A 23,835-nucleotide genomic window follows, 5' to 3' on the forward strand; every position below is an offset into this window, starting at 1 on the left:
CATGCGGCGGGCGCAACGACACCAACGCAGTTCACTGCGCAATGATCGTGGCGGCCGCCGTTTTTGCCTGTCTTTCAGCGCCATCGGCGCCGTGCCGGCCGGGCCGGGCGGCGCGCCTGCACGCTACTGAAGACGCGGCGTATCACTTCGGCCGGTACCGCATGCTCGCGCAAATAGGCCGTCGCCACCGTCCGGCCCAGGGCGTGATGAAACGCCACGCCACGCTCGACGAGCTCGGCCATCACTTTGTCCGTTCGGACATTGTTTCCATGTACATCATCGACACTGTTTTTCATGCCATGGCTCCCTATCGGGTGAATCAACCCTGCATCAAGTTTTGACCACATACCGTGCATTTAGTGCCCGGCACAGGAAGCAAGCATGGTTAAAATGGCAGTACAAACGGCGCCGACACCGCATGGATAGCGGCCTCGGCTGCTTGTCGCCACCGCCAGCCCCGTATAGAATGCCTGCGCAGAATTTTTGCTTCAAGGAAAATGGCCACCAGCGCCATCCCATTAAAACAGTGTCACTGAAGGGTATCAATGGACGATTTATTTGTACAAGCGGGCGACTTGCCGACCTGGCACCAGCGCTGTGCGCTGCGCGTGCTGCACCTGTTCGGCTGGCGCCTGCGCTTCCGCCCCTTGCCGGGGCCGCGCGGCATCGCCGTCGTCTACCCGCACACGTCCAACTGGGATTTCATGGTGGGCCTGTTCGGCAAATGGGCGCTGTCCTTGCCGTTCCGCTGGCTGGCCAAGGATTCGCTGTTCCGCGGCCCCATGGGCAAGGTGCTGCGCTATCTCGGCGGCGAACCCGTCGACCGCAGCACCACCAGCGGCACGATCCAGCGCCAGGCCGAACGCATGCTGGCCGCAGACTGGTACTGGCTGGCCATCACGCCGGAAGCGACGCGCAGCTACCGCCCGAACTGGAAAAGCGGCTTTTATCACCTGGCCCTGGCCGCCAAGGTGCCGCTGCTGCTGGTCTACATCGACTACCCGAACAAGGTGCTGGGCGTCGTCGACCATTTATACTTGACGGGCGACAAGGAGGCCGACATGGCGGCGATTGCCGCCGTGTATGCGGGCCACCAGGGCTTGCACCCTGAAATGGCGGCGCCCATCGTGCTGTCCGACAAGCGCCCCGGCGCTTAAGCCGCTCAAGCAACCCCCATCAGCACCACGCCGGCGGCCGTCAAGGCCACGCCGGCCACACGCAGCACGCGCTCGGCCAGCACCTGGCCGACGACACGTCCCGCACACAGCAGCATGGCCGAGGCCAGCAGGAAGCCGCACGCGGCCGAGGCGGCCGGCAATTCCTGGCCATGCGCATTGCCATGCGCGAGCGCAAATACGCCCACCAGCCCCATGCCGAGCCAGTTCGGCAAGGCCAGCGCCAGCGCGATGGCCAGTCCCACCAGCGCCACCGTGGCGGCGATGCCCGTTTCCAGACCAGGCACCGTCAAGCCCGCCATGCCGGCCAGCGCGCCGAGCAGCATCATGCCGAGGAAAGTGACGGGCTGGCCCCAGCCGCGGCGCTGCTGGCCGCCCCAGAGACCCACGCCCAGCATGGCCAGCAAATGGTCGATGCCCGTGAACGGATGGGCGAAGCCGGCCAGGAAGCCCACGCTGTCGCCATGGCCTGGGTGGGCCATCGCGGGCAAGGCCAGCAGGCACAGTGCCCCCACGGCGGCTGTTTTCTTCGTCAGTGTTGCGCTCATTGCAGCTCCTTGCCGGGTTGATCGAGCAAACCTTGCTCGCGGATAAAATCGATGACGACCTGCACGCCGTCGCCGCTGCGCAGGTTGGTAAACACGAAGGGGCGCTCGCCGCGCATGCGCCTGGCGTCCTGCGCCATCACGTCGAGGTTGGCGCCCACATACGGCGCCAGGTCCGTCTTGTTGATGATCAGCAAATCAGAGCGCGTGATGCCGGGCCCGCCCTTGCGCGGGATTTTTTCGCCGCCGGCCACGTCGATCACGTAAATCGTCAAGTCCGACAGTTCCGGGCTGAAGGTGGCGGCCAGGTTGTCGCCGCCCGATTCGACCAGGATCAAATCAAGATGCGGAAAATCTGCCTGCATGCGCGCGATCGCTTCCAGGTTGATCGACGCGTCCTCGCGGATCGCCGTGTGCGGACAGCCGCCCGTCTCCACGCCCATCAGGCGTTCGGCCGGCAAGGCGTCGGCGCGCAGCAGGATTTCCATGTCTTCCTTGGTGTAGATATCGTTCGTGATGACGGCCATGTCGTAGCGCTCGCGCATGCCCTTGCACAGCATTTCGCACAGGGCCGTCTTGCCCGAGCCGACGGGCCCGCCGATGCCCACGCGCAAGGGATTGGAGGTAATCGAAGTCATGTTTGCTCTCTCATTGAATAGTTCAGGAACGGTACAAGCGGCTGTACTGCACTTCGTGCCGCATCGACAGCAGCGACAGGCCTGGCGCCCAGTTGCCCATCTCGTCGTCTGGTAACGTTTGCGCCGCGAGGGCCGCCGCTTCCAGGTCCGGCCGCAGCGACAGCAGCAAACGCTGGCCCGCCACCTGCCCCAGCGGCACGGATTTCACGCAGACGAGCACCTGGTTTTCCGCCCAGGCGAACAGCATGGCCAGCAGCGCTTCCTCGCGCGGAATGGTCAGCGCCGCCACGGCGCAGGCATACGCGGTGGGTAAAGCCACTTCCGGTTCGCCCTGCAGCATGTCGATCAAGACGCCATCGGCCACGCCCAGCTCGGCCAGCAGCTTGGTCAAGGAATAGCCCATCTGGATGGTTTCGGCGCGAAATTCCGCCGTGTCGCGCGAAGCGATGAAGCGCTCGCTCCAGCGCTGCACGGCGCGCAGATCCTGCGCTGCAAACGCCTGCATCAAGCGCCAGCACAGGGGCGCTTCCCAGCGCGCCACCACCTGCGCCAAGTGTTGCGCGATCCATGCGCGCGCCGTGGCCGCGTCGTGCACCAGGCTTGACTCGAGCGCCGCTTCCAGCCCCTGCGAATAGCTGTAGGCGCCGATCGGCAAGGCCGGGCTGGCGAACTGCAGCAGATGCAGCAGGGCCGACGCCTGCATCAGGCGGCGCCCGGCGTATCGCCGGGGCGGTGGATTTTCTGCCGCAGCGGCACGGGCGCCAGCAAGTGCTGGCCGTGGCCGTCGTGGTGGCCATGGCCGCCGCCATACGCGCCCGCTTCCGGTTCGAACGGCGCGCTTTCTTCCGTCACGGTCGCCCGCAAGCCTTCGAGCATCTCCTTGAGCACCACATCCTTGCGGATGCGCAAAAAGCCGTCGCCCACCTGCGCCTGCGTGTGGCGGTTCCCCAGGTGGAAAGCGCAGCGCAGCAAGGTGTGCGCATCCGCGCAGCGCACCAGATAGGTCGGTTCGCGCGCGGCGACGATCCGCACCACCTGCCCGCCCGGCCCCGTCATGCGCTCGCCGTCGCGCAGCACCGTGCCGCGCACGGTGAACACGGCCACATCCTCGCCATTCGACAGCATGGCGCGCAGCCGGCATTTTTCGCGCTGGTCATAGGGCAGCACGAGTTGGGCAACGGCGGCGCGAGGATCGTCAGCCGCCAGTTTGGTATGCAAAGTCAGCATGATGTCTCCCGCTTAAAATAGAAAATAGCGCTGCGCCATGGGCAGCACGGCGGCCGCCTCGCACACGAGCAGCTGGCCGTCGGCGCGCACGGCGTAGGTTTCCGGGTCCACTTCCATGTGCGGCGTGGCGCCGTTGTGGATCATGTCGTGCTTGCGCAAGCCGCGCATGTTTTTCACGGCGATGACGGATTTATTCAGTTTGAGCTGGTGCCCGATATCGAGGTCGTAGGCCGCCTGCGAGACAAAGGTGAACGACTTTTTCAGGCCGCCGCCGAAGGCGCCGAACATCATGCGGTAATGCACGGGCTGCGGCGTGGGGATCGAGGCGTTCGGGTCGCCCATCTGCGCGGCGGCGATCATGCCGCCTTTTAAAATCATCGACGGCTTGACGCCGAAAAACGCGGGCTTCCACAGGACGATGTCGGCGATCTTGCCCGCCTCGATCGATCCCACCACGTGCGAAATCCCGTGCGTGATGGCCGGGTTGATCGTGTACTTGGCGATGTAGCGCTTGGCGCGGAAATTGTCGCTGCGTCCCGTGTCGGGTGCCAGGGCGCCCCGCTGCACCTTCATCTTGTGCGCCGTCTGCCAGGTGCGCATGATCACTTCGCCGACTCGCCCCATCGCCTGCGAATCGGACGACATCATCGAGATGGCGCCGATGTCGTGCAGAATGTCTTCGGCGGCGATGGTTTCGCGGCGGATGCGCGACTCGGCAAAGGCCACGTCTTCGGCAATCGCCGGGTCCAGGTGGTGGCAAACCATCAGCATGTCCAGGTGCTCGTCGAGCGTGTTGACGGTGAAGGGGCGCGTGGGATTCGTCGAAGAGGGCAGCACGTTGGCCTGGCCCACGGCGGCGATGATGTCGGGCGCATGGCCGCCGCCCGCCCCTTCCGTGTGAAACGTGTGGATGGTGCGGTCCTTGAAGGCGGCCAGCGTATGTTCGAGGAAGCCGCCCTCGTTGAGGGTGTCGCTGTGCAGCGCCACCTGGATATCCATGCGGTCCGCGACGGACAGGCAATTGTCGATGGCGGCCGGCGTGCTGCCCCAGTCTTCATGCAGTTTCAGGCCGATGGCGCCCGCGCGCACCTGTTCTTCCAGGGGCAGCGGCAAGCTGACGTTACCTTTTCCCATGAAGCCCAGGTTCATCGGGAAGGCGTCGGCGGCCGCCAGCATGGCGTGCAAGTGCCACGGTCCCGGCGTGCAGGTGGTGGCGGCCGTGCCCACGGCCGGCCCCGTGCCGCCGCCCAGCATGGTGGTCACGCCGCTCATCAGCGCTTCCTCGATCTGCTGCGGGCAGATGAAGTGGATATGCGTGTCGACGCCGCCGGCCGTGACGATCATGCCTTCGCCGGCGATGATTTCCGTGGCGCCGCCGATGGCGAGCGTGACGCCGGGCTGGATGTCGGGATTGCCCGCCTTGCCGATGCCGAAGATCAGACCGTTTTTCAGGCCGATGTCGGCCTTCACGATGCCCCAGTGGTCGAGGATGACGGCATTCGTGATGACGGTATCCATCACCTCGGCCGCGCAGCGCTGCGACTGGCCCATACCGTCGCGGATCACCTTGCCGCCGCCGAATTTCACCTCTTCGCCGTAGATCGCGTAGTCATGCTCGATCTCGATGAACAGTTCCGTGTCGGCCAGGCGGATGCGGTCGCCCTTGGTGGGGCCGAACATCTCGGCATACGCGCTGCGGGGAATGCTGGCCATCTCAATCCTTTCCCGGTGGTGTGTCTTGCAGTTCGCCCATCACTTCTCCGTTGAAGCCGTAAACCTTGCGTTCGCCCGCCAGCGCCACCAGTTCCACCGTGCGCTGCTGGCCCGGTTCGAAGCGCACGGCCGTGCCGGCCGTGATATTGAGGCGCATGCCGTAGGCACGCCAGCGCTCGAAGGCCAGCGCCGGATTGACTTCAAAAAAGTGAAAGTGCGAGCCGACCTGGATGGGCCGGTCGCCCCGGTTGGCCACCACCACGGTGGCCGTGGCGCGCCCCGCGTTCAAGCTGATTTCGCCTTCTTCCAATTGGTATTCGCCTGGGGTCATGAGGGGCTCCTGTCAATGTCGCTTGTAGGGTTACGGTATCGGGTGGTGCACGGTCACCAGCTTGCTACCGTCGGGGAAGGTCGCTTCCACCTGGATGTCGGGGATCATCTCGGCGATGCCGTCCATGACGTCGGCGCGCGAGAGTATCCTGGTGCCGTCCGACATCAGCTGCGCCACCGACTTGCCGTCGCGCGCGCCCTCCATGATGGCGGCGCTGATCAGGGCCACCGCTTCCGGGTAATTGAGCTTCAAGCCACGCGCCAGGCGCCGTTCGGCCAGCAGCGCGGCCGTAAAAATGAGCAGCTTGTCTTTTTCGCGGGGAGTCAGGTCCATGGTTTTCCTTGCGCTTCTTTCCTGATTAAGTGTTCCAGATGCTAAGTGTTCCAGATGCGGGGCACGACGGCGTCGCGTCCCAGCATGGCGGGGCGCAGCAGCTGCCAGGCGGCCAGCATGACGCGGCGCGCCGCCTCGCTGTCGCCGCACAGCAGGCGCACCACCACCAGCGATTTCATGTGCGTGGCGCCAAACGCGGCGCCGGCCGGCACGGCGATCTCGCGCACGGCCGCCAGTACGGCGGAAGAAACAGGCCGGCCGACGGCGATCAGGGTGGCGCATACCGTGTGCCCGCCCAATCCCAGCGGGCTGGCCATCAGGGCGCCGCCGGCGGCCAGCACGCCCTGCTCCCACCACAGCAGCTTGCCGCCGCGGCGGATCTGCACCTGCTGGCTGATGCTGCCCGTATTAAAAATTTCGCCTGCGGCGCTACGGCCCAGGCAAACGATGTCGCAGCCGATGTAGCCGGCGTCCGCCGCCAGGTCCACCTCATGTCGCAGACGCACGCAGGCCTGGTCGAAGAAGATGCTTTCCTGCGGCAGCCACTCGATCGCCGCGCCGCTGCCCGCGCGCAGCACGATGTGCTGGCCCGAGACATGGCCGTTGGCGCGGTACCATTTGGCGGCGCCCGGCGACGTGAGCAAGGCGTGCGCGCCCTCGCCCGCCGTGGCGTCGACGGCCAGCTGGTCGCCGCCCACCACGCCGCCGGGCGGATGGATGATGATGGCGTGGCAGACGGCATCGCCTTCCGGATACAGGGGCTTTTGCACGCGCAGGGGGCCGCTGTGCGTGCGCTCGACAAGGCGGCTGACGCCATCGTGCAGCACGAAGCCCAGGCGCAGGTGCGCCTGCCAGGCGCCGTGTGCGCTGGCTGGTGGAGGCATGACTGGATGGCTGCTGTCTGGCATGCGGGGCAATCGCGTAAATAAGCGATTACCTAAGCAGGATATGTGCCAGCATCAGGTGAAGGAAACGTGAGAATCGTGCACCGCGTTGCAGCGAATGCACCGGCATGGTGCAGCGACCGCACCGCGGCGCTTATGCCTGGGCCATGGCCAGGGTGCGCCGTTCGCGCAGCAAGGCCGTAAACAGTGCGGCGCCCAGGGGGCGGCTGAAATAATAGCCCTGCATTTCATCGCAGCCGTGTTCCGTCAGGAAGGCGACCTGCTCGCGCGTTTCCACGCCTTCGGCGATGACGCGCATGTCGAGGTTGTGCGCCAGCGAGATGACGGAACGGGCGATGGCCGCGTCGCTGCTGCTGGTGGTGACGTCGTCGACAAAGGATTTGTCGATCTTCAGCACGTCGATGGGAAAGCGCTTCAGGTAACCGAGGCTGGAATAGCCGGTGCCGAAGTCGTCGAGCGAAATGCCTACGCCGATGTCCTTCAGGCGCGTGAGGGCCGCCACGGCCTTGTCCGGGTCGCCCATCACCGTGCTTTCCGTGATCTCGATGCCCAGGCAGGCGGGCGCGATGCCGTACTTGCGCAGGGCCGCCTCGACGAAGGGCACCGTGCGGTCCTGCGCGAACTGCTTGCCGGACAGGTTGACGGCCACCTTGATGCTGCCCAGGCCCGCATCGTGCCACACGCGGATCTGCGCACACACGCTTTCAAGCACCCATTCTCCGATAGCCGTGATCAAGCCATATTCCTCGGCCAGCGCGATGAACAGGCCGGGCGGCACCTTGCCCAGCACAGGATTATTCCAGCGCAATAACGCTTCCGCGCCCAGCATGGCGCCCGTGCGCAAGCACATCTGCGGCTGGTAATGCACTTCGAATTCATCGCGGCCGATGGCGCCGCGCAGCTGCTGCTGCATGGCCAGGCGGGCGCGGATATCGCTGCCCATGCGCTCCGTGAAGAAGGCGTAGTGGTCGCGCCCCATTTCCTTGGCGCGCACGAGGGCCGTGTCGGCGTGGCGCAGCACGTCGTCGAGGCTGTCGCCGTCTGCCGGGCACATGGCGATGCCGATGCTGGTGGTCAGCGCCAGGCGCTCGCCGTCAACACTCAATTCTTCGCGCAAGCCGGCCAGGATGGTTTGCGCCAGCCCCAGGGTACGTCCCAGCAGGGCATCGTCCTGCAGCAGGATCTGGAATTCGTCGCCGCCCTGGCGCACCACGGTGTCACCCTCGCGTACGCAGCCGGACAGGAAGCGCGCCACCACCTGCAGCGCCTTGTCGCCGACGGCCTGGCCGTGCGAATCGTTGATGTTCTTGAAGCGGTCCAGGTCCAGGCACATCAGCACCACCTGCTGGCTGTCGCGCACGGCGTTCGCGCGCGCCTGTTCGAAGCGCTCGCGCAGCAGCACGCGGTTCGGCAAACCCGTCAGCGCGTCGTGGTAGGAGAGGAAATCGATCAGATGCTGCTCGGCCTTGCGCTCGCTGATGTCGAGGAAGACGCCCACATAGTTGACGACGGCGCCGTCCGGGCCGTGCACGGTGGAGACGCTGAGCAAACAGGGATAGGTGTCGCCGCTCTTGCGCCGCGTCTGCACCTCGCCTGACCAGCAGCCGCTGCTGCGCAAGCCCTGGCGCAAGGCCAGCAGCACCGCTTCGCCCGTGTACTCGGCATGCAGGCGCATGATGTCCGTGCCCACCACTTCCTGCGCCGCGTAGCCGGTGATGCGGGTAAAGGCGGGATTGGCCGTGACGATGATGCCGGCCGGATCCGTGATCAGGATGGCGTCCTGGGTCGCTTCGAAGACCTGACCCGACAGGCGCAGCAATTCTTCATTGGCGCGGCGGATCTGCACTTCGCGCGCCAGCGTGCTGGCCACCTGTTCCAGTTCGGCCGTGCGTTCGGCCACCCGGCGTTCCAGGTTGGCGCGCTCCTGCGCCAGCTGCAGCTGCGCCCGCGCCAGACGCACATGGGCATCGGTGCGGGCGAGGATTTCCTCGGCCTGGAAGGGCTTGGCGATGAAGTCGACGGCGCCCAGCGCAAAGCCGCGCACCTTGTCGTCCGTATCGTACTGGGCCGACAGGAAGATCACCGGCACCTGCTGCAGGAACGGTATCTCCTTCAGGCGGCGGCACACTTCAAAGCCGTCGAGGCCGGGCATGCGCACGTCGAGCAGGATCAGCTCCGGCGGGCGCGCCTGGGCCGTCCACAGGGCCAGTTCGCCGTTCGGCGCCTGGCGCACCGCGTAGCCGGCGCCGCCCAGCAAATCGCTCAACAGCTTCAGCGAAGCCGGCGTATCTTCAACGATCAGTACTTCGCCCTTCGAATTCACTTCCGAAAAATCGCGGTGCATGTAGCAGTTCTCTCAGCTTTGGATGAGGCGCGGCGGTCCGTTGCCACGCTGGACAAGACATTTTCTTTGCGATGAACTACGTACTATCATCATAATCTTTATTGCAATTTAGCACCATCCATCGGCCCTACTTAGTCCGTCTTTTCAGCGAAACCGATGTTGTCAGCCCACACTTTTACGTGTGCGCCAGCGCCCCCTCATTCTCCAGCAAGCCGCACAGCTGGCGGTACTGATGCTGGTCGAGCATGGCCTGCAGCGGCGCCAGCAACGGCGCCGCCACCGCTGGCAAGGCCGCCAGCAGCAGGGCCACCCTGGCCAGGTTCAATTCGCGCAGCGCCACCAGCAAGGCGGCGCGTTCTTCCCCCGTCAGCAGCAGCAAGTCTTGTGCCCGCAGTGCCGGCAACGCCTCGGGCGCCTGCGCCACGGGCAGCGGCACAGGCGCCGGCACGGGCGCTTCGGCCGCCTGCGCGGGGATGCTGAAGCGGAAGGTGGCGCCCTGCCCCGGCGTCGACTCCACCGTCAGTTCGCCGTTCATCAGCTGCACGAATTCGCGCGAGATGGCCAGGCCCAGCCCCGTGCCATCCTTCGGTCCCGCGCTGTCGGCCTGCACGAAGGGCTCGAAGATGCGCTGCTGGTCCTCCGGGGCGATGCCGATGCCCGTGTCGCTGACGGCGAACGACAGCCCCCATTGGTCGCCAGCGCGCCGCTCGCCGCGCACGCGCAGGGTGACTTCGCCGCCGCCGGCGAACTTGACGGCGTTTGACATCAGGTTCAGCAGCACCTGGCGCAAGCGTGTCGCATCGAGCACCACGGCCGCCGGCAGGTTCGCGCAGTCGAGGCGCAGGGCCAGCCCCTGCTGCTCGGCGCGCATGCCCAGCATGTCCATCACTTCCTGCAGCAGCGGCGCCAGCGCCACCACGGCCGTCTGTGCCTGCAGGCGCCCCGCCTCGCCCTTCGACAGTTCGAGAATTTCATTGATCAGGGTGAGCAAATGGTTGCCCGAGCGGTGGATAATGGCCAGATTGCGCTTCTCATCGTCCTGCATGTTCGGCGAGGCGGCCATCAGGCGCGAAAAGCCGATCACGGAATTCAAGGGCGTGCGCAGTTCATGGCTCATGTTGGCCAGGAAGGTGCTCTTGGCGCGGTTCGCCGCCTGCGCCTGGCTGACGGCCACCGACAGGGCGCTCGTGCGCTCGGCCACCAGTTCTTCCAGGTGATGGCGGTGGCGCAGCAGTTCCAGTTCCGCCTCGCGGTGCGCCGTGATGTCGTAGTTCGAGCCCACCAGGCGCATGGGGCGGCCCTGGCCGTCACGGAAGATCACGGCATCGGCCTTGATGTAGCGGATGGCGCCGTCGGGCCACAGGATGCGGTACTCATGCGTGAACGCCTGGCCGGCACTCAGCGCGGCGCGCAGGGCCTCCTTGGCGGCGGGCACGTCGTCCGGCACCAGCGCCCTGCGCCAGATCGCCGCCGGCGCCATGCCGCTTTCCGCGTCGGCCTTGAACTGCGCATACATCTGCTCATCCCACTGCAAGGCATCGCTGCTGACGTTCCAGTCCCAGATGCCGATGCTGGCCGCGCCGGTGGCCATCTGCACGCGCTCCTCGCTGCGCTGCAGGGCGCGGTAGCGGCTGTCGAGCAGCGCCACCATGTCGCGGATGGAACGGTACAAGGTGCGCAGCTCGCCCAGGAACCACGCTTTCGGCGGCGTGCCGGACGCTTCGCCCTGCCCCGCCTGGATGCCGGCCGCATACTGGCCGATCGCCTTCAGGGGCTTGAGCATCAGACACCACATCAGCAGCCAGATGCTGGCCACGAGGATCACGTCGAGCGCCACGATCATGGCGCCGATGCCCAGCGCGCGCTGGCGCAGCTGCGCGTGCAGCAGGGCCGGCGTCGCATACACGGCCACGCTGCCGATGACCTGTCCGCCCATCGTCACGGGGCGCCGCTGCACCAGCCAGCCCGGTTCCGCGGACAGCGAGGAAAAGCTGCCGATGGCGCCGGACGCAGTGCGGCGCAGGACCAGCGCTTCCTTGCCGATGCCCGGCGTGAGGGAACTGGCCACCAGGTCGCGCTTGCCCAGCATGCTGCGCATGATGGCCTGCATCTGCTTTTCATCGAGATTCCACAATGGCAGTTCGATGGCCACGGCCAGCTGGTCCGCGCTCACGGACAGGCTGCCCTGCAGCTGCTGCCAGCGCTGCTCGCGTTCGGACTGGTAAAACAGCACGGCAAACACCAGCAGCAGCGCGGTGACGACAAAGGTCAGCGCCACGCTGACGGCCAGCACGATGGAGACGCCGCCCAGGCGCGCATCTTTGGGGGCGTATGGCGTCATGCGCCTTCGCCCTGCGGCTCGCTGCTTGGCTGCGCCAGCAGGGCGCACAGCGGCTGGTACTGGTGCTGCTCCAGCATGGCGGCGATGTGCGCGGTCAGCTGCGGCAGGCTGGTCGCCACGCCGGCCAGCACGATGGCGCTGCGCCGCAAATCGAGGGCTTGCACGGATTCGAGCAGCGCCTGCCGCTGGGCGGCGCTCAGCTGGCCCAGCGCCTGCTGCAGGTCGAAGGCGGCGGCCGGCACGCGCGGCGCTTGGGCGGCAGTGCGCTGGAAGCGCAGGCCCAGTTGCTGCTCCAGCATGGCGAACAGGTGTTCCTGCTCGATCGGTTTGCGCAGGAAGCCGTCGGCGCCGGCCGCCAGCGCCTCCTGCTTTTCTTCCTCGAAGGCTGAGGCGGTCATGATCACCAGGCGCGGCTGCACCAGCGCCGGCTGCGCGCGCAGCCAGCGCGTCAGCGCCAAACCGTCCAGGTCCGGCATGCGCCAGTCGCTGAGCACGATGTCGTAGCGCTGCGCCGCCAGCATCGCTTGCGCCTGCACGCCGCCCGCCGCTTCCTGGAGCTGAAAGCCCAGCGGCGCCAGCAAGCCGGCCAGCAGCTTGCGGCAGTTGTCGTCATCGTCGACCAGCAGCACCATGCGCCCGCGCTGGGATGCCGGCAGGCGCGCCACGCGGCCCGGCGCCTGCGCCGCGAGGGCCGGCTGCCGCAGCGCGGGCGCGTGCAGCTCGAAACTGAAGCTGGAACCGGCGCCCAAGGTCGATTCGACGCGCAACTCGCCGCCCATCAGGCGCACGAATTCGCGCGAAATGGTCAGCCCCAGTCCCGTGCCCGCCTGCGCCACGGCGCTGTCGGCCTGCACGAACGGTTCAAAGATGCGTTCCAGGTCCTCTTCCGCGATGCCGCTGCCCGTATCGCGCACGGCAAACGCCAGCGCCATCTGCCCGTCGCCGTCCGCCTGGCAGCTCAGCGACAGGGTCACGCTGCCCTGCTCGATGAACTTGAGCGCGTTCGACAGCAAATTGAGCAGCACCTGGCGCAGCTTGGCGCCGTCGAGGCGCACCAGCGGGGGCACGCCGTCGCGCTCGAGCCGCAGCGCGATGCCCTGGTCGCCCGAGCGCATGCGCACCATCTCGAGCACCTCGTCGAGCAAGCCATTCAAGTCCACGGGCCCCGCCTGCAGCTGCATGCGGCCCGCCTCGATTTTCGACAATTCCAGGATATCGTTGATCAAGGTCAGCAAATGGTGGCCGGCGCGGTTGATGATGGCCAGGTTGTGTTTTTCTTCCTCAAACATGCTGCTCGAATCGGCCATCATCTGCGAAAAACCGATCACGGAATTCAAGGGCGTGCGCAATTCGTGGCTCATGTTGGCGAGAAAAACGCTTTTCGCGCGGTTCGCCGATTCGGCCTCGGTGACGGCCACCGACAGGGCGGCCGTGCGCTGCTGCACCAGTTCTTCCAGGTGGTCGCGGTAGCCGAGCAGCTCCTGCTCGCTTTGCTTGCGCTCGGAAATGTCGACGATGCCGCTGCGCACCAGGCGCCGCCCTTCCATCGGCAAGCGCACCAGCCGCACTTCGCAGGGAAAGACGCTGCCGTCGGCGCGCCGCACATGGCGCTCGACCAGGATGGGTTCACCCAGCATGGCGCGGCGCAGATGCTCTTCCATCATCAGACCCAAAGGCATGCCGTCGGGCTGCTCCGTGCTATACAGGTCGAACGGCCCGCGCGCCAGCAGCGCTTCGCGCGACATGCCCAGCATGCGCTGCGCGCTGCTGTTGGCGTCGATGAAGCGGTCCTGGTCCAGGTCATACACGACGATCGCTTCAGGCGCATGCTCGACGAGGATGCGGAAGCGCTGTTCGCTTTCGCGCGCCTCGCTCTCTGCGCGGCGCAAACGCCGCCGCTGCAGCAGCAGGGCGCTCAGCAAGCCGGCCATCACGATGAAGACGCCGGCCGCCAGCAGCACGGCGGCGCGGTGTTCGTGCCACAGCTGCGGCGGACGGTTGAAGAACAGCGTGTCCGGCGGCAGCTGGCTGATGTCGGCATCCCAGCGCTGCAGCTGCTCCCAGTCGTACATGGGCACGGGGCGAACCGGCGGCAGCAAGGCGCCCGGCGCGGCTGGCGCCTTGCCGGCCAACACGGCCAGCGACATCTGCGCCACCTGCTGCGCAGCCCCTTCGATGTGCAGGAGGGAGCCGCCCAGGATGCCCTTGCCCACGTTCGTGTTGTACATGCCGAAGGCGGGCACGTTCGCCAGCCGCGCCAGTTCGCCGGCAAACTGCACGGGTGTGGCGATGGCGCCGGCCACGTCGCGGTTGACATTGCCGGCCACCAGCAACGTATCGGCGGGCAGGTGCGCCACCTTCACGCGCATCTGCGCCAGGGTCAGGCCGTCGAGATACTCGATGTAAACCCTGCCCTGCCACGCCTGCGCCGCCTGCTGCATGCTGCGCTTCAAGGCCTGGTCGGCCTCGCTGACGCCAACGGCCATGACGATGGTTTTGGTCTCCGGGAACAGCGCCATCGCTTGCGCCAGGGTGCCGGGCAAATCGACGTTCGCCTTTTGCTGCCAGATGGCCAGCGGACTGCCGGCCGGCAAGGCCTTGCCCGAGGTGTTAATCGCCAGCACGGGCACGCCGCGCGCCAGCGGCGCCAGGTCGGACAACAAAAAATCGAGCGCCGGCTGCTGCATGGCGATGATCAGGTCGGCCTTGCGCCCCATCATCTGGGTGTATCTTAAAAGCAACAAATCACGCATCTCGTTGCGCAGCGCCGGGTCGCCCTGAGTATTGAGGTTCAGGTGCTCGACCATGATGTCTTCGCTGGCCAGGCCCGCGGCGGCCATGGCGGCCACGTAGGTGCGCGTGTACGATTCCACGCCGGCGCGGCCGTAATCGTAGGCGTTGAGGACCAGCACGCGCTGGCCCTGGTGCGGCGGCGCAGCGGCTGGCGCCGCTGCCGGCACGGCGGCCGGGGCCGCGGCGACACAGAATGCCAGCAGCAATGCGCGGCCGCAGCGGTACACCGCTGCCCTGCTCGTCCCGCCGCCAGGCACATCACGCATCATTCGCCATGCCCATGCTCACCCTCGCCTGTCACCATGTTTCAACTATGCGCCGGCCATTCAGCCACCGACACTTACAAAAACATGATAACGTCAACTGCCGGGGCAAGTCTATTCCTTAGGGCAATCTTTTGACAATACCCCGGCGCGTCAGGCCAAGCATCGTTACGCGGCGGTGCTACTGATACCGAACAATTCCAGCTTCAGCCCTTTTATGCCAGACGGCACATAAATCGCAATCGCCTGGGCCTTGATCATGCTGTCATAGATACTGCCCTTGTTATCGATCGAAAAGTAATACGTATTGGGCCGTACTGGCACCTCGGCGGGAACCTGGGCCATATGGCGCAACTCGGCACCCGGCAGTGCCCTGCCCAGTAGCAGTTCGATATTGTCCGGAGATGAAATCTTGAACTGCAACGGCACCGTGGCGACCAGTTCCAGCGCCGGCATATCGGCGTTTACCGCAAGACAGAGTTCGGTCTGACGGTCAATCCGCTTGGCATCGAGCAAGCCGTAATAGTGGGTGTTCTGTTGCGCGTCGTTCGATAGCGCGATCGGGAAATAGCGCGACAGGAGCACAGTATCGATCAGGTCACGAATGATGCCATCGAGCTTGCCGAAGCCGGCAGCCGCGTCATCGTGACAATAAGCGGGCAAGTCGCTCAGTGTGTATTTCTTCGAAAACGTCATCAAGCCACCGGCCAACGCCATCAATTTCTCAAACAAATACACGGGATGGTGACGCCGGTAACTGGCGCAATGACTGAGCGTGGCGCTGGCCATGCTCAAGGTATGGAGCATCCAGAACGAGGCAACATCCCCGCCATGAAATTCCACCGTATTGTTACCAGGCTGACGGTGGCGGCTGTACAGCGCCTCAATTTTCGCCCCCATGCGATCGATCAGCGAATCGAGCATTTTCTGCAGCGAGGACTCTGCACTGATGGTCAGGCCAGGTGGGATGAAGGAGGCATCGATGTCAAAGCCGCCATTGCCAGCGCGGTACAAACGGATCACCGGGATGGCAAGGTAATCATTCAGAGGGTCCAGTTGGGACAGCAGATACACGCGTTTCTTCAGGTAGGCGACGTCTATGCTGACCGCCTCGCTGTACAGATCCGGTGTTTCGATATCCGCCTGGACATAGCGCGCACCGGCAGAGCTCACATTGCCGCCATGTGCCTGCAGCGCGGGCAGCGCGGCATAAAAGGTAAAGCTATGTTCGCTGGAAGGGAGTTTGGACAGGTCAACCGCACTGGGCAATACATCGCCCAGCGGCGCTTCAAACAGTTCTCCGTCCTGAAAGACGAGCGACATGGCATCTGCCCGCAGGCTATTGTGGGCCAGCGCATCCGCATTCCAGCTGACGCCATGCACGCCCCATAAATGTGGGTTAATGAGCGAGGCCAGACGTTGCAGGCGCGCTTCATGGTAGCGGTCCAGCTGCTGGAATTGCTGGGGACCGATGGCCAGGCCTTCGGACCAAAGTAATTTGGATGGCAATGTCATTGCGTTCTCCGTGTTGACCGTTGGAATCTTTCTGCTTTGCCAGTCTGATGTTGCCAGCGTGGAAGTCCTTGATGTTGCGCAGTAACCCTGTTCAATTATTTGCGCAAACGCAATTTTCCTTGGAGCAAACGCTCGGATACTGGCCATTCCGCCGCGAAGACACAGGAAAAGAAAGATGGAAGACTTGCTGCCGTATTTCGAACGCGAACTGGTGATGCTGCGGCGACATTGCCGTGAATTCTCCGAGCGCTATCCGAGAATCGCCGGCAAATTGCATATGTCCGGCGAGTCTTGCGAAGATCCGCATGTGGAACATTTGATCGAATCGGTGGCCATGCTGGCGGCACGCATCTCAAAACGGCTCGATGACGACTATCCGCAATTTACCGAAGCCTTGTTCGAAGCCCTGTTCCCGCATTACCTGCGTCCTTTTCCATCCTGCAGCATCGTGCGCCAGTGCGCCCCGGCGGCGGGAGCGGGTGCTTTGCAGCTGCCTGCCGGCAGTGAAATGGATACAGCGCCCGTGCGCGGCGTACGCTGCCGCTTCAAGACGGCCTACGATATGACGACCGGCGCATCGTTACTGGACAGCGCCGTTTTCGATGCGATGATCAAGGCGCCACCGGGAGTACGCCTGCCAGCATCGGCCAGCGCCTCGCTGAACATCGGCATCCGGCATCCCGGTGCGGCGCCCGCGTCGCTGCGCGTTTTCATCGATGGCGAGGCTTCTTTTTCCGCCGCATTGCGCGATGCCCTGTTCATGCATACCGTCTGTGCTTTTGTGTCGGCCGACGCGGCGCAATGGACGGCCTTGCCCGCCGTCCCTTTGACCCCCGTCGGCTTCGCCGACGCGGATGCCTTGATACCGTTCGGTGCCCGTTCGCAGCCGGCATACCGCATCCTGAGCGAGTATTTTGCGTATCCGGAAAAATTCAATTTCTTTGATATCGATATCGCGGCGCTGAGTGCGGCCCTGCCGCCTGGCAGCCAGCGCTTTACCCTGCATCTGTGCATGGCCGGTTTGCGGCCCGATTCCGCGACGGCGCGCATGTTGTCCAGCATTTCCAGCGAAAACTTAAGGCTGGGCTGCAGTCCGGCGGTCAATCTCTTCCGCCAGGAAGGCGTACCGATCTCCGTCACCCGGCAGAAAACCGACTATCCCGTGCTGGCCCATGCCACCCATGCGCATGGTTACGAAGTCGTCTCCATCGACTCCGTGCGTTTGCTGCGCCAACGCGGCGGCGAAAGTACGCTGAGCGAATTCCGCCCGCTGTACAGCCTGCGGCATGGCGAGGGTACGTCTCAACAGGGCCATTACTGGATCATGCGCCACGATACGGCGTTGGCCATCAAAAGCCCTGGTCATGAAAAGAAAATCACGCTGATTGACAGCGACTTCAATCCCCTGATCCATGAAAAGGCCAGCTTGTCGCTGTCGCTGACATGCAGTAACCGCGATCTTCCCCTTGCACTCAAATACGGCCAGCCGCAAGGAGACTTGCAACCGTGCGCTGGCGGACCCGCGCTGCACATGCTGCGACGCCCCAGCCAGCCGCGACGCTTTTCGCCAGGCGCAGGTCTGCACTGGCGCCTGATTTCGCATCTGGCGCTGAATCATCACGCACTGGTCCAGGAGGGACTGCCGGCGCTGCGCGAAATGCTGACGCTGTACGACCTGTCCCAATCGGCAAGTTCGCAACGCCAGATAGGCGGCATCGTCGCGCTGGCGCACTCGCCAACCACGACATGGCTGCGGCACAGGCGCGGCACCTCGCTGGCGCATGGCGTGGAAGTGCGCATCACGCTGGACGAGGAAGCCTTTATCGGCAGCGGCATGCACCTGTTTGTACAGGTGATCGACCACTTTCTTGGACTGTATGTGCAAATCAACAGTTTCATCGAACTGGTGGTGCTGTCACTGCAAAGCGGAGAGGAGCTGATCCGATGCAAACCAAGAAGCGGATTGCAGAATCTGGTGTAATGCAGCACTTGCTCGCCGAGCCTTACCGCTACCAGTTCGTGCAGGCGGTGCGTATTCTGCTGTGCTGGCTACGTCAGCAGAACGTGTCCCATGCACAAGCCTTCAGCCAGGTGCTGCGCTTCAAGAATAGCCTGTCCTTGAACTTTCCAGCCAGCGAAATCGAGCAGCTCTCGCTCGACGAGCATGAACAACTGATCCTGACACCGACTTTCATGCGTTTTCTGGGCGCCAGCGGCACCTTACCCTTGCATCACTCGGAACGCATCGCCGCCTGCCGTTTGTCGAGCAAGGACGCCGGCGCCTCGGCCTTCCTCGATATCTTTTCGCACCGCATGGTCTCGCTGTATTGCCAGGCATGGGAAAAATATCGCCTGGAGTCCGCACGCGAGACCCATGCAAAAGATGCGCAACTGCCCTTGCTGACGGCACTGGCCGGCGTACCGCGCGATGCGCTGCCATCGAACGGCGAAGCTGGCGCCGTGACGCAGGACGTCGCAGCCTGGTACGCTGGCCTGCTGCGCTGCCGCCCCGTTTCAGCTCAGGCGATAGGTCCCGTGCTGGCCGAATACTGCGGCGTACCCGTCACCCTGCAACAATTTGTCGGGGGCTGGGACTATCTGGAAAAAAACCGGCGCAGCCTGCTGGGCAGTGTCAACTTCGTTCTGGCGCGCGGCGCAACGCTTGGCCTGCGGCTGTGGCGCCAGGACATGCGCGTCTGCCTGCATATCGGCCCGCTGGATACTGCCAGCCTGCAACGCTTCCTGCCGCACAGCGCAGGTGCGGCGGCACTGGCAAAGATGCTGGCGCTGTTTGGCGTACCGGATGTGCAATATGAAGTGCGGCTGATACTGAGTCCGCCGTGCATCAGGCCCCTGCTCCTGAGTTCCAACCCTTCAGAAAGACGGCGCCTCGGCTGGACGACGTTCCTGCAGACGGCGCAAGGCAAGGTACGCGGCGCGCAGGTGCGTTATTTGCTGCAACTGGCTTGAGCAGTTTATCCCTGGAAAGCGAGGCAAGCATGAAACATACGGGACGCGGCGTCATCCGGCTCGGAGACGCAACCGATCACGGCGGCAAGGTCACCAGCGCATCGTCGGGCACCACCGTGATGGGGAAGACGGCGGCACTGGCCGACGACACGACCTTCTGCCCCAAGTGCAAGGGCAGCTTTCCCATCACGCCGGACGGCGCCGGCGCCAAGCACATGGGCAAGCCGTACGCCTATGACGGCGATGCCACCGCCTGCGGCGCCCGCCTGATCACATCGCTATAACGGAGGCTGTCCATGCATGCAAGCATACAGGCGGCGTTATCGGCCTTCGACCTCGCCGCGCAAGAGCGGCGCCTGCTGAAGATCGATTTCCCCCATGACGATGGACCGGATGGCGCCATCCTGCTGGTCAATTCGCTGACCGCCAGGGAAGAAGTATCGCGCGACTTCCGTTTCGAAGCCGAACTGCTGTCGGACGACGCGCACATCGCGCTCAAGGCCATGATGGGCCGCATGGTCACCATTTCCATGGTGCGCGACGATGGCACGCTGCGCCACTTTAACGGCTATGTGGGCGAATTCTGCCTGCTGCGCGCAGACGGCGGCTTCGCCTGGTACCGGATGGTGCTGCAACCGTGGCTGGCCTTTGCCCGGCTGCGCCAGGACAACGTCTCCTTTCATGGCCAAAGCGTCATGCAGCTGACCGAAACAACGTTTGCGCACTACGAGCAGCGCGACTGGAAAACCAGCATCCATGGCGACGATCCACAGATCACTTGCGCCAACCAGCATAATGAAACCGATTACAACCACCTGCACCAGCGCTGGGAAGCCCTCGGCTGGCATTACTGGTACGAGCACCGCGCCGATGGCCACACCTTGTGGCTCGCAGACAACAGCACGCTGGCGGACATGATCGCCACGGTAGCCGGCGACGGCGCCATGCGCTTTCACGCCGAGTCGGGTTCCCTGGAAGACGATGGCCTGCAACAATGGCAAGCCGTGCGCCGGATCGGCTCCGGGCAGCTGACCTTGGCCAGTTTCGACTATAAAAATCCGCAGCCACGCCTTGCCAGCGGCTACTCGCTGAATCGCCAGGGCGACGTATTTGCCCACGAGTTGTATGAAGATACGGGCGCCTATGGCTACAGCAATGTCGATGATGGAGAGTCCCTGGCACAGCGCCGCATGGAAGAAAGCGACCATCTGCGCCAGTATTTCGAGGCGGCAGGCAATCACCGTGGCGCGCAGCCCGGCCTTTGTTTCCGTCTCGATGGACATTTCAGCGCCGAGGAAAAGCGCTATCAGCCTGGCCAGGAACGCCCGGACAGTATTGCCGATCGCGAGTACCTGATCCTGTCAGCCGAGCATATCGCCAGCAACAATTATCAGGTTGGCCCCAGCGCGCCATCGGATTATGCGAACACGCTGGTGTGCGTGCGGCGGGACATCCGCTGGCGCCCGGGCCGCGGCTACAACAGCACGCCGTGCGTGGTTGCCGGCGTGCAGACGGCACTGGTGGTCGGGCCGGCCGGGGAAGAAATCCATACCGATGCCCTGGGACGCATCCGCCTGCAATTTCACTGGGACCGCCTGGGCAAATTCGATGAGCGCAGCTCGCCATGGATACGGGTCATGATGCCGATGGCGGGAGCGCAAATGGGACAGATCGCCTTGCCCCGCGTGGGCCAGGAAGTGGTCGTGCAATTCCAAGACGGCAATATCGACCACCCCATCGTCATCGGCGTCGTCTACAACAGCGCCAATCCGCCGCCATGGCAATTGCCCCAGCAGCGTGCCCTGTCCGGCGTGCGCAGCCGCGAACTGGGCACCCGCAGCGCCAACCACCTCGTGCTCGACGACACCAAGGGCGCCATCCAGGCACAGCTGCGCAGCGAGCACCAGGACAGCCGGCTGTCATTGGGCAACATCACCCGCATCGACGACAACGCGGGCCGCAAGGAAGCGCGCGGCGCGGGCTTTGAATTGGCCAGCAACGCCTGGGGTGCCCTGCGCGCCGCCAAAGGCATGCTGATCACCACAGAAACATCAGCAGGAACTGGATCGGTCAAACAGCTCGACGAAACGCAGTCCCGCCTGGCGCAGGCACGCCAACTGCACGAGGGACTGGCCGGCATGGCCGTGGACGCGGGCGCGCAGGACAGTACCGCACAACAGGGCGCCGTGGCCGACGCCATCCAGCGGCAAAACGCCGCCATCAAGGGAGGCGGCGGCGATTTCCCGGAACTGTCCGAACCACATCTGGTGCTGGCCAGCCCGGCCGGCATCGAACTGAGCACGGCCCAGTCCATCCACGTGGCCGCCAGCGAGCATGTGGCACTCACCAGCGGCAAGCATATTTCACTCGCCAGCGGCGACAGCATGTTTGCCAGCATCGCCAAAACCTTCAGCCTGTTCGTGCACAAGGCCGGCATGAAGCTGATCGCCGCCAGCGGCAAGGTGTCCATCGAGGCCCAGAGCGACGAGGTGGAAATCCTCGCCCGGAAAGTGCTGTCGCTGATCAGCGAAGCGGACTGGGTCAACATCAAGGGCAAGAAAGGCGTGCGCCTGCACGGCGCCAACCACATGCTGGAAATCAGCGACAAGGTGCAGTTCTTCACCTCCTCGCCCGTGCTCTTCAACGGCAACCTGGAAACCCTGGCGCCGAAGAGCGTGTCGCAGGAATTTAATGAGAGGCCAGTAGCGCGTTTTGATCAGGAAGTGTTGCTGGTGAATGTCGACGATACACCGGCCGTTGGCCTTGCTTTTGAAATCCTGCGCGATGACGGCAACATGGCCGGCAAAAGCGCGGAAGACGGTTCCACGCAACTACAAAAATCCACGGGCATGGACAGCTACATCATTCGCTATAAGGGAGAACTGCCATGAGCAAATGTGACGACTTGAATAACCGTGGCAATCATCCTGCAAAATTTAGTCAGGGCGTGGGAGGCTGGGCGGAACTCGCCGTTTCGATGACGGAAACAAAAGATACTGCCCGACACGACGTCACTGTGCCGCCAGGCAAAGTCATTCCTGTCATCTTTCTGCCAGGCGTGATGGGGAGCAATCTAAGGATGAGCAAGGTTCGCCAGGAGGAATTGCGCCGTCCAGACAATCGGGCTTGGCGCCCAGACGATATGATGGGTGCGGGAGGCAAGGCAGCTGTCCTCACAAGCAATGGCCTGGGTGGCTGGTTCAAAGATGCGTCGCCACGGCAGCGTCAATTGGTGTTTGATCCCACTGAAACCGAAGTCGAGTATTACCACTATACCGAGAGCAATAGCCGCTTCGATCCAGATGGTGCGGAAACCAAAGCCGCGGATGCGCGGCATCAAAATGTGCCTGACAGCTTTACGCCCATTCCTCCTCTGATGGGAACGAACAGGATAGCGACAACATCACGCCCGAATCAAGGTAAAGCCTGCTCATATCAAAGCCCAGCACAAATAGCCCGTTGGCGAGGATGGAGTGAAGTGTTATTTGCTGGTGCGTACGGAACAATGTTGCGGGCTGCCGAATTGCATCTCAATAACATGATTTCCGACGGTAAGCCACATCCTGTCTGGCGTCAAACAAGTGGCCTTGGCGCACTGCTTTTGCAAGATCCAGAAAATTTTGGCGCGTCATCTGGGAAAGCCATTACCGTCAGCGATTTAAAGAAAATTTCTCCTTGCTGGTATCCAGTGCATGCGATGGGTTATAACTTTATCAAGAGCAATGGGGTATCCGCCGTCACTATTGCAGAGCGACTACGCGGCCTGGTCAAAGGCTACCAGGAACGCGGATTCAAATGTAACGAAGTCATCATCGTTACCCATAGCATGGGGGGCTTGCTGGCCCGTGCATTAATACACCCCAGCTATGGAAATATGTTAGACGATAAAGATGTAAAAATTCTGGGCATTTATCACAACGTGATGCCGACCATTGGCGCCGCAGGAGCGTATAAACGCATGCGTTTTGGATTTCAGGAAAGAGAAGGTTCGATAGCAAAAATAGAGGCCAGCATTCTAGGGATCGACGGTGAATACGCCACCGCCATTCTGGCAAATGCACCAGCGCCACTGGAAATGTTGCCAGGTGCGGCATATGGCCAGAATTGGCTGAAAATTGTAGATGCACAGGATAAAGTTTTATGGAGCTGGCCTCGCGATAAGGCCACTGCACTGGAAAGCATTTACCTTCAACCCGCCAATGCGTGGTGGAGGCTAATCAATCCAAAATGGGTAAACCCCGCAGACCTTCCTTATGAAAAAGGTGGGGGTATAGAAAGAACAATGGAGAGAATAACATCCGCCTCAAAATTTCTATCGTCCATAGAAAAAAAATTCCATCCAAAGACTTATGCAAGCTATTGCGCTTCCCGAAATTTTTTAAGTTACGGCGACGTCGTATTTAAATTAATTGAAGGTCTTCATAGTGGCTCAAATGATCCGTGGAATAAATTCGAGCCGTTACCTGAAAAATGGAAGTTACTTGAAGATGATGCAAAGGGACAACTCCTGGTCCAGGCCGGAGGTAAATTCTTAAAGTTAAGGCTACAAGCAGCTAATGCACGCGGTGATGGAACGGTGCCGTCAGACCGTTCTGCCCAGCATATCACAGGCACACTTTTCGTACATGGCACGGCGGAAGCGAACGGTTATGAACACCAGAACAGCTACGCCGATACAAATGTAATGGCATCCATGCTGTATTCCATCGTACAAATTGCCAAGACGGCAAAATGGGAGTAAG

The 23,835-nt window shown here is 63.3% G+C and carries 19 protein-coding genes; 7 read left to right on the plus strand and 12 right to left on the minus strand.

Annotated features, from left to right (window positions below; genetic code table 11):
- Positions 1 to 41 precede the first annotated feature (41 nt).
- The gene (locus AC3RCG_RS18555; protein ID WP_230504712.1) at positions 42 to 341 is read left to right on the plus strand and encodes a hypothetical protein; all 300 of its coding nucleotides are present in this window, start codon (positions 42 to 44) and stop codon (positions 339 to 341) included.
- Positions 342 to 545: 204 nt separating this feature from the next.
- Positions 546 to 1,157: a 1-acyl-sn-glycerol-3-phosphate acyltransferase gene (locus tag AC3RCG_RS18560; RefSeq protein ID WP_070289317.1), complete on the plus strand. Its 612-nt coding sequence runs from the start codon at positions 546 to 548 to the stop codon at positions 1,155 to 1,157.
- A 5-nt stretch (positions 1,158 to 1,162) separates the two neighbouring features.
- Here AC3RCG_RS18560 and AC3RCG_RS18565 read toward each other — a convergent pair whose 3' ends face one another.
- The 12 genes from AC3RCG_RS18565 to tssK all read right to left on the minus strand — a co-directional run bounded on the left by AC3RCG_RS18565 (position 1,163) and on the right by tssK (position 16,123).
- Positions 1,163 to 1,723 (minus strand): HupE/UreJ family protein, encoded by a 561-nt coding sequence (locus tag AC3RCG_RS18565; protein ID WP_492402654.1) that lies wholly within the window; start codon positions 1,721 to 1,723, stop codon positions 1,163 to 1,165.
- Positions 1,720 to 2,358: an urease accessory protein UreG gene (gene ureG / locus AC3RCG_RS18570; protein WP_100873508.1), complete on the minus strand. Its 639-nt coding sequence runs from the start codon at positions 2,356 to 2,358 to the stop codon at positions 1,720 to 1,722. Before ureG ends, AC3RCG_RS18565 begins: the two co-directional genes overlap by 4 nt.
- A 22-nt stretch (positions 2,359 to 2,380) precedes the next feature.
- A complete protein-coding gene (locus tag AC3RCG_RS18575; RefSeq protein WP_492402651.1) occupies positions 2,381 to 3,061 on the minus strand; it encodes an urease accessory protein UreF in 681 nt (226 codons plus the stop codon).
- Complete coding sequence (gene ureE / locus AC3RCG_RS18580; protein ID WP_492402649.1) at positions 3,061 to 3,585, minus strand: urease accessory protein UreE; 525 nt, start codon at positions 3,583 to 3,585, stop codon at positions 3,061 to 3,063. The genes AC3RCG_RS18575 and ureE overlap by 1 nt, the downstream gene beginning before the upstream one ends.
- A gap of 12 nt (positions 3,586 to 3,597) precedes the next feature.
- Positions 3,598 to 5,298, minus strand: coding sequence for an urease subunit alpha (gene ureC, locus AC3RCG_RS18585; RefSeq protein WP_492402647.1), 1,701 nt, complete (start codon positions 5,296 to 5,298; stop codon positions 3,598 to 3,600).
- A 1-nt stretch (position 5,299) separates the two neighbouring features.
- Positions 5,300 to 5,629: an urease subunit beta gene (locus AC3RCG_RS18590; RefSeq protein ID WP_034751935.1), complete on the minus strand. Its 330-nt coding sequence runs from the start codon at positions 5,627 to 5,629 to the stop codon at positions 5,300 to 5,302.
- A gap of 30 nt (positions 5,630 to 5,659) precedes the next feature.
- Positions 5,660 to 5,962, minus strand: coding sequence for an urease subunit gamma (locus AC3RCG_RS18595; protein ID WP_070313463.1), 303 nt, complete (start codon positions 5,960 to 5,962; stop codon positions 5,660 to 5,662).
- Positions 5,963 to 6,003: 41 nt separating this feature from the next.
- Complete coding sequence (locus AC3RCG_RS18600) at positions 6,004 to 6,846, minus strand: urease accessory protein UreD (RefSeq protein ID WP_492402644.1); 843 nt, start codon at positions 6,844 to 6,846, stop codon at positions 6,004 to 6,006.
- Positions 6,847 to 7,000: 154 nt separating this feature from the next.
- Positions 7,001 to 9,211, minus strand: a complete 2,211-nt coding sequence (locus AC3RCG_RS18605; RefSeq protein WP_492402642.1) for an EAL domain-containing response regulator — start codon at positions 9,209 to 9,211, stop codon at positions 7,001 to 7,003.
- Between the two features lie 175 nt (positions 9,212 to 9,386).
- Entirely contained in the window at positions 9,387 to 11,552 is a 2,166-nt protein-coding gene (locus AC3RCG_RS18610) for a sensor histidine kinase (RefSeq protein WP_492402640.1), read from the minus strand.
- Positions 11,549 to 14,614, minus strand: a complete 3,066-nt coding sequence (locus tag AC3RCG_RS18615) for a sensor histidine kinase (protein ID WP_492402638.1) — start codon at positions 14,612 to 14,614, stop codon at positions 11,549 to 11,551. Before AC3RCG_RS18615 ends, AC3RCG_RS18610 begins: the two co-directional genes overlap by 4 nt.
- A 162-nt stretch (positions 14,615 to 14,776) precedes the next feature.
- Positions 14,777 to 16,123, minus strand: a complete 1,347-nt coding sequence (tssK, locus tag AC3RCG_RS18620; protein WP_492402636.1) for a type VI secretion system baseplate subunit TssK — start codon at positions 16,121 to 16,123, stop codon at positions 14,777 to 14,779.
- Between the two features lie 175 nt (positions 16,124 to 16,298).
- Between tssK and tssF the strand changes: the two genes are divergently transcribed.
- From tssF to AC3RCG_RS18645, 5 genes are read left to right on the plus strand one after another with little or no spacing between them, the layout of a single operon-like run.
- Positions 16,299 to 18,104 (plus strand): type VI secretion system baseplate subunit TssF, encoded by a 1,806-nt coding sequence (gene tssF, locus AC3RCG_RS18625; protein WP_492402634.1) that lies wholly within the window; start codon positions 16,299 to 16,301, stop codon positions 18,102 to 18,104.
- Entirely contained in the window at positions 18,104 to 19,093 is a 990-nt protein-coding gene (gene tssG / locus AC3RCG_RS18630; RefSeq protein WP_492402632.1) for a type VI secretion system baseplate subunit TssG, read from the plus strand. The genes tssF and tssG overlap by 1 nt, the downstream gene beginning before the upstream one ends.
- Before the next feature lie 29 nt (positions 19,094 to 19,122).
- Positions 19,123 to 19,377: a PAAR domain-containing protein gene (locus tag AC3RCG_RS18635; RefSeq protein WP_492402980.1), complete on the plus strand. Its 255-nt coding sequence runs from the start codon at positions 19,123 to 19,125 to the stop codon at positions 19,375 to 19,377.
- A gap of 12 nt (positions 19,378 to 19,389) precedes the next feature.
- Positions 19,390 to 21,984 carry a type VI secretion system Vgr family protein gene (locus AC3RCG_RS18640; protein WP_492402630.1) on the plus strand — a complete coding sequence of 865 codons (2,595 nt, stop codon included), beginning with the start codon at positions 19,390 to 19,392 and terminating at the stop codon, positions 21,982 to 21,984.
- The gene (locus tag AC3RCG_RS18645; RefSeq protein ID WP_492402628.1) at positions 21,981 to 23,834 is read left to right on the plus strand and encodes an esterase/lipase family protein; all 1,854 of its coding nucleotides are present in this window, start codon (positions 21,981 to 21,983) and stop codon (positions 23,832 to 23,834) included. Before AC3RCG_RS18640 ends, AC3RCG_RS18645 begins: the two co-directional genes overlap by 4 nt.
- Position 23,835: the final 1 nt, after the last annotated feature.

The organism is Janthinobacterium sp. GW823-FHT01H08 (genome assembly GCF_058797855.1).

Excerpts from the sequence above, each read along its gene's own strand:
- AC3RCG_RS18610 (WP_492402640.1), bottom strand. The coding sequence starts at position 11,552 with ATGACGCCATACGCCCCCAAAGATGCGCGCCTGGGCGGCGTCTCCATC.
- AC3RCG_RS18605 (WP_492402642.1), bottom strand. The coding sequence starts at position 9,211 with ATGCACCGCGATTTTTCGGAAGTGAATTCGAAGGGCGAAGTACTGATC.
- AC3RCG_RS18635 (WP_492402980.1), top strand. The coding sequence starts at position 19,123 with ATGAAACATACGGGACGCGGCGTCATCCGGCTCGGAGACGCAACCGAT.
- AC3RCG_RS18595 (WP_070313463.1), bottom strand. The coding sequence starts at position 5,962 with ATGGACCTGACTCCCCGCGAAAAAGACAAGCTGCTCATTTTTACGGCC.
- AC3RCG_RS18555 (WP_230504712.1), top strand. The coding sequence starts at position 42 with ATGATCGTGGCGGCCGCCGTTTTTGCCTGTCTTTCAGCGCCATCGGCG.
- AC3RCG_RS18640 (WP_492402630.1), top strand. The coding sequence starts at position 19,390 with ATGCATGCAAGCATACAGGCGGCGTTATCGGCCTTCGACCTCGCCGCG.
- AC3RCG_RS18560 (WP_070289317.1), top strand. The coding sequence starts at position 546 with ATGGACGATTTATTTGTACAAGCGGGCGACTTGCCGACCTGGCACCAG.
- AC3RCG_RS18600 (WP_492402644.1), bottom strand. The coding sequence starts at position 6,846 with ATGCCTCCACCAGCCAGCGCACACGGCGCCTGGCAGGCGCACCTGCGC.
- AC3RCG_RS18645 (WP_492402628.1), top strand. The coding sequence starts at position 21,981 with ATGAGCAAATGTGACGACTTGAATAACCGTGGCAATCATCCTGCAAAA.
- AC3RCG_RS18565 (WP_492402654.1), bottom strand. The coding sequence starts at position 1,723 with ATGAGCGCAACACTGACGAAGAAAACAGCCGCCGTGGGGGCACTGTGC.
- tssK (WP_492402636.1), bottom strand. The coding sequence starts at position 16,123 with ATGACATTGCCATCCAAATTACTTTGGTCCGAAGGCCTGGCCATCGGT.
- ureC (WP_492402647.1), bottom strand. The coding sequence starts at position 5,298 with ATGGCCAGCATTCCCCGCAGCGCGTATGCCGAGATGTTCGGCCCCACC.
- ureG (WP_100873508.1), bottom strand. The coding sequence starts at position 2,358 with ATGACTTCGATTACCTCCAATCCCTTGCGCGTGGGCATCGGCGGGCCC.
- AC3RCG_RS18575 (WP_492402651.1), bottom strand. The coding sequence starts at position 3,061 with ATGCAGGCGTCGGCCCTGCTGCATCTGCTGCAGTTCGCCAGCCCGGCC.
- AC3RCG_RS18615 (WP_492402638.1), bottom strand. The coding sequence starts at position 14,614 with ATGATGCGTGATGTGCCTGGCGGCGGGACGAGCAGGGCAGCGGTGTAC.
- AC3RCG_RS18590 (WP_034751935.1), bottom strand. The coding sequence starts at position 5,629 with ATGACCCCAGGCGAATACCAATTGGAAGAAGGCGAAATCAGCTTGAAC.
- tssF (WP_492402634.1), top strand. The coding sequence starts at position 16,299 with ATGGAAGACTTGCTGCCGTATTTCGAACGCGAACTGGTGATGCTGCGG.
- tssG (WP_492402632.1), top strand. The coding sequence starts at position 18,104 with ATGCAGCACTTGCTCGCCGAGCCTTACCGCTACCAGTTCGTGCAGGCG.
- ureE (WP_492402649.1), bottom strand. The coding sequence starts at position 3,585 with ATGCTGACTTTGCATACCAAACTGGCGGCTGACGATCCTCGCGCCGCC.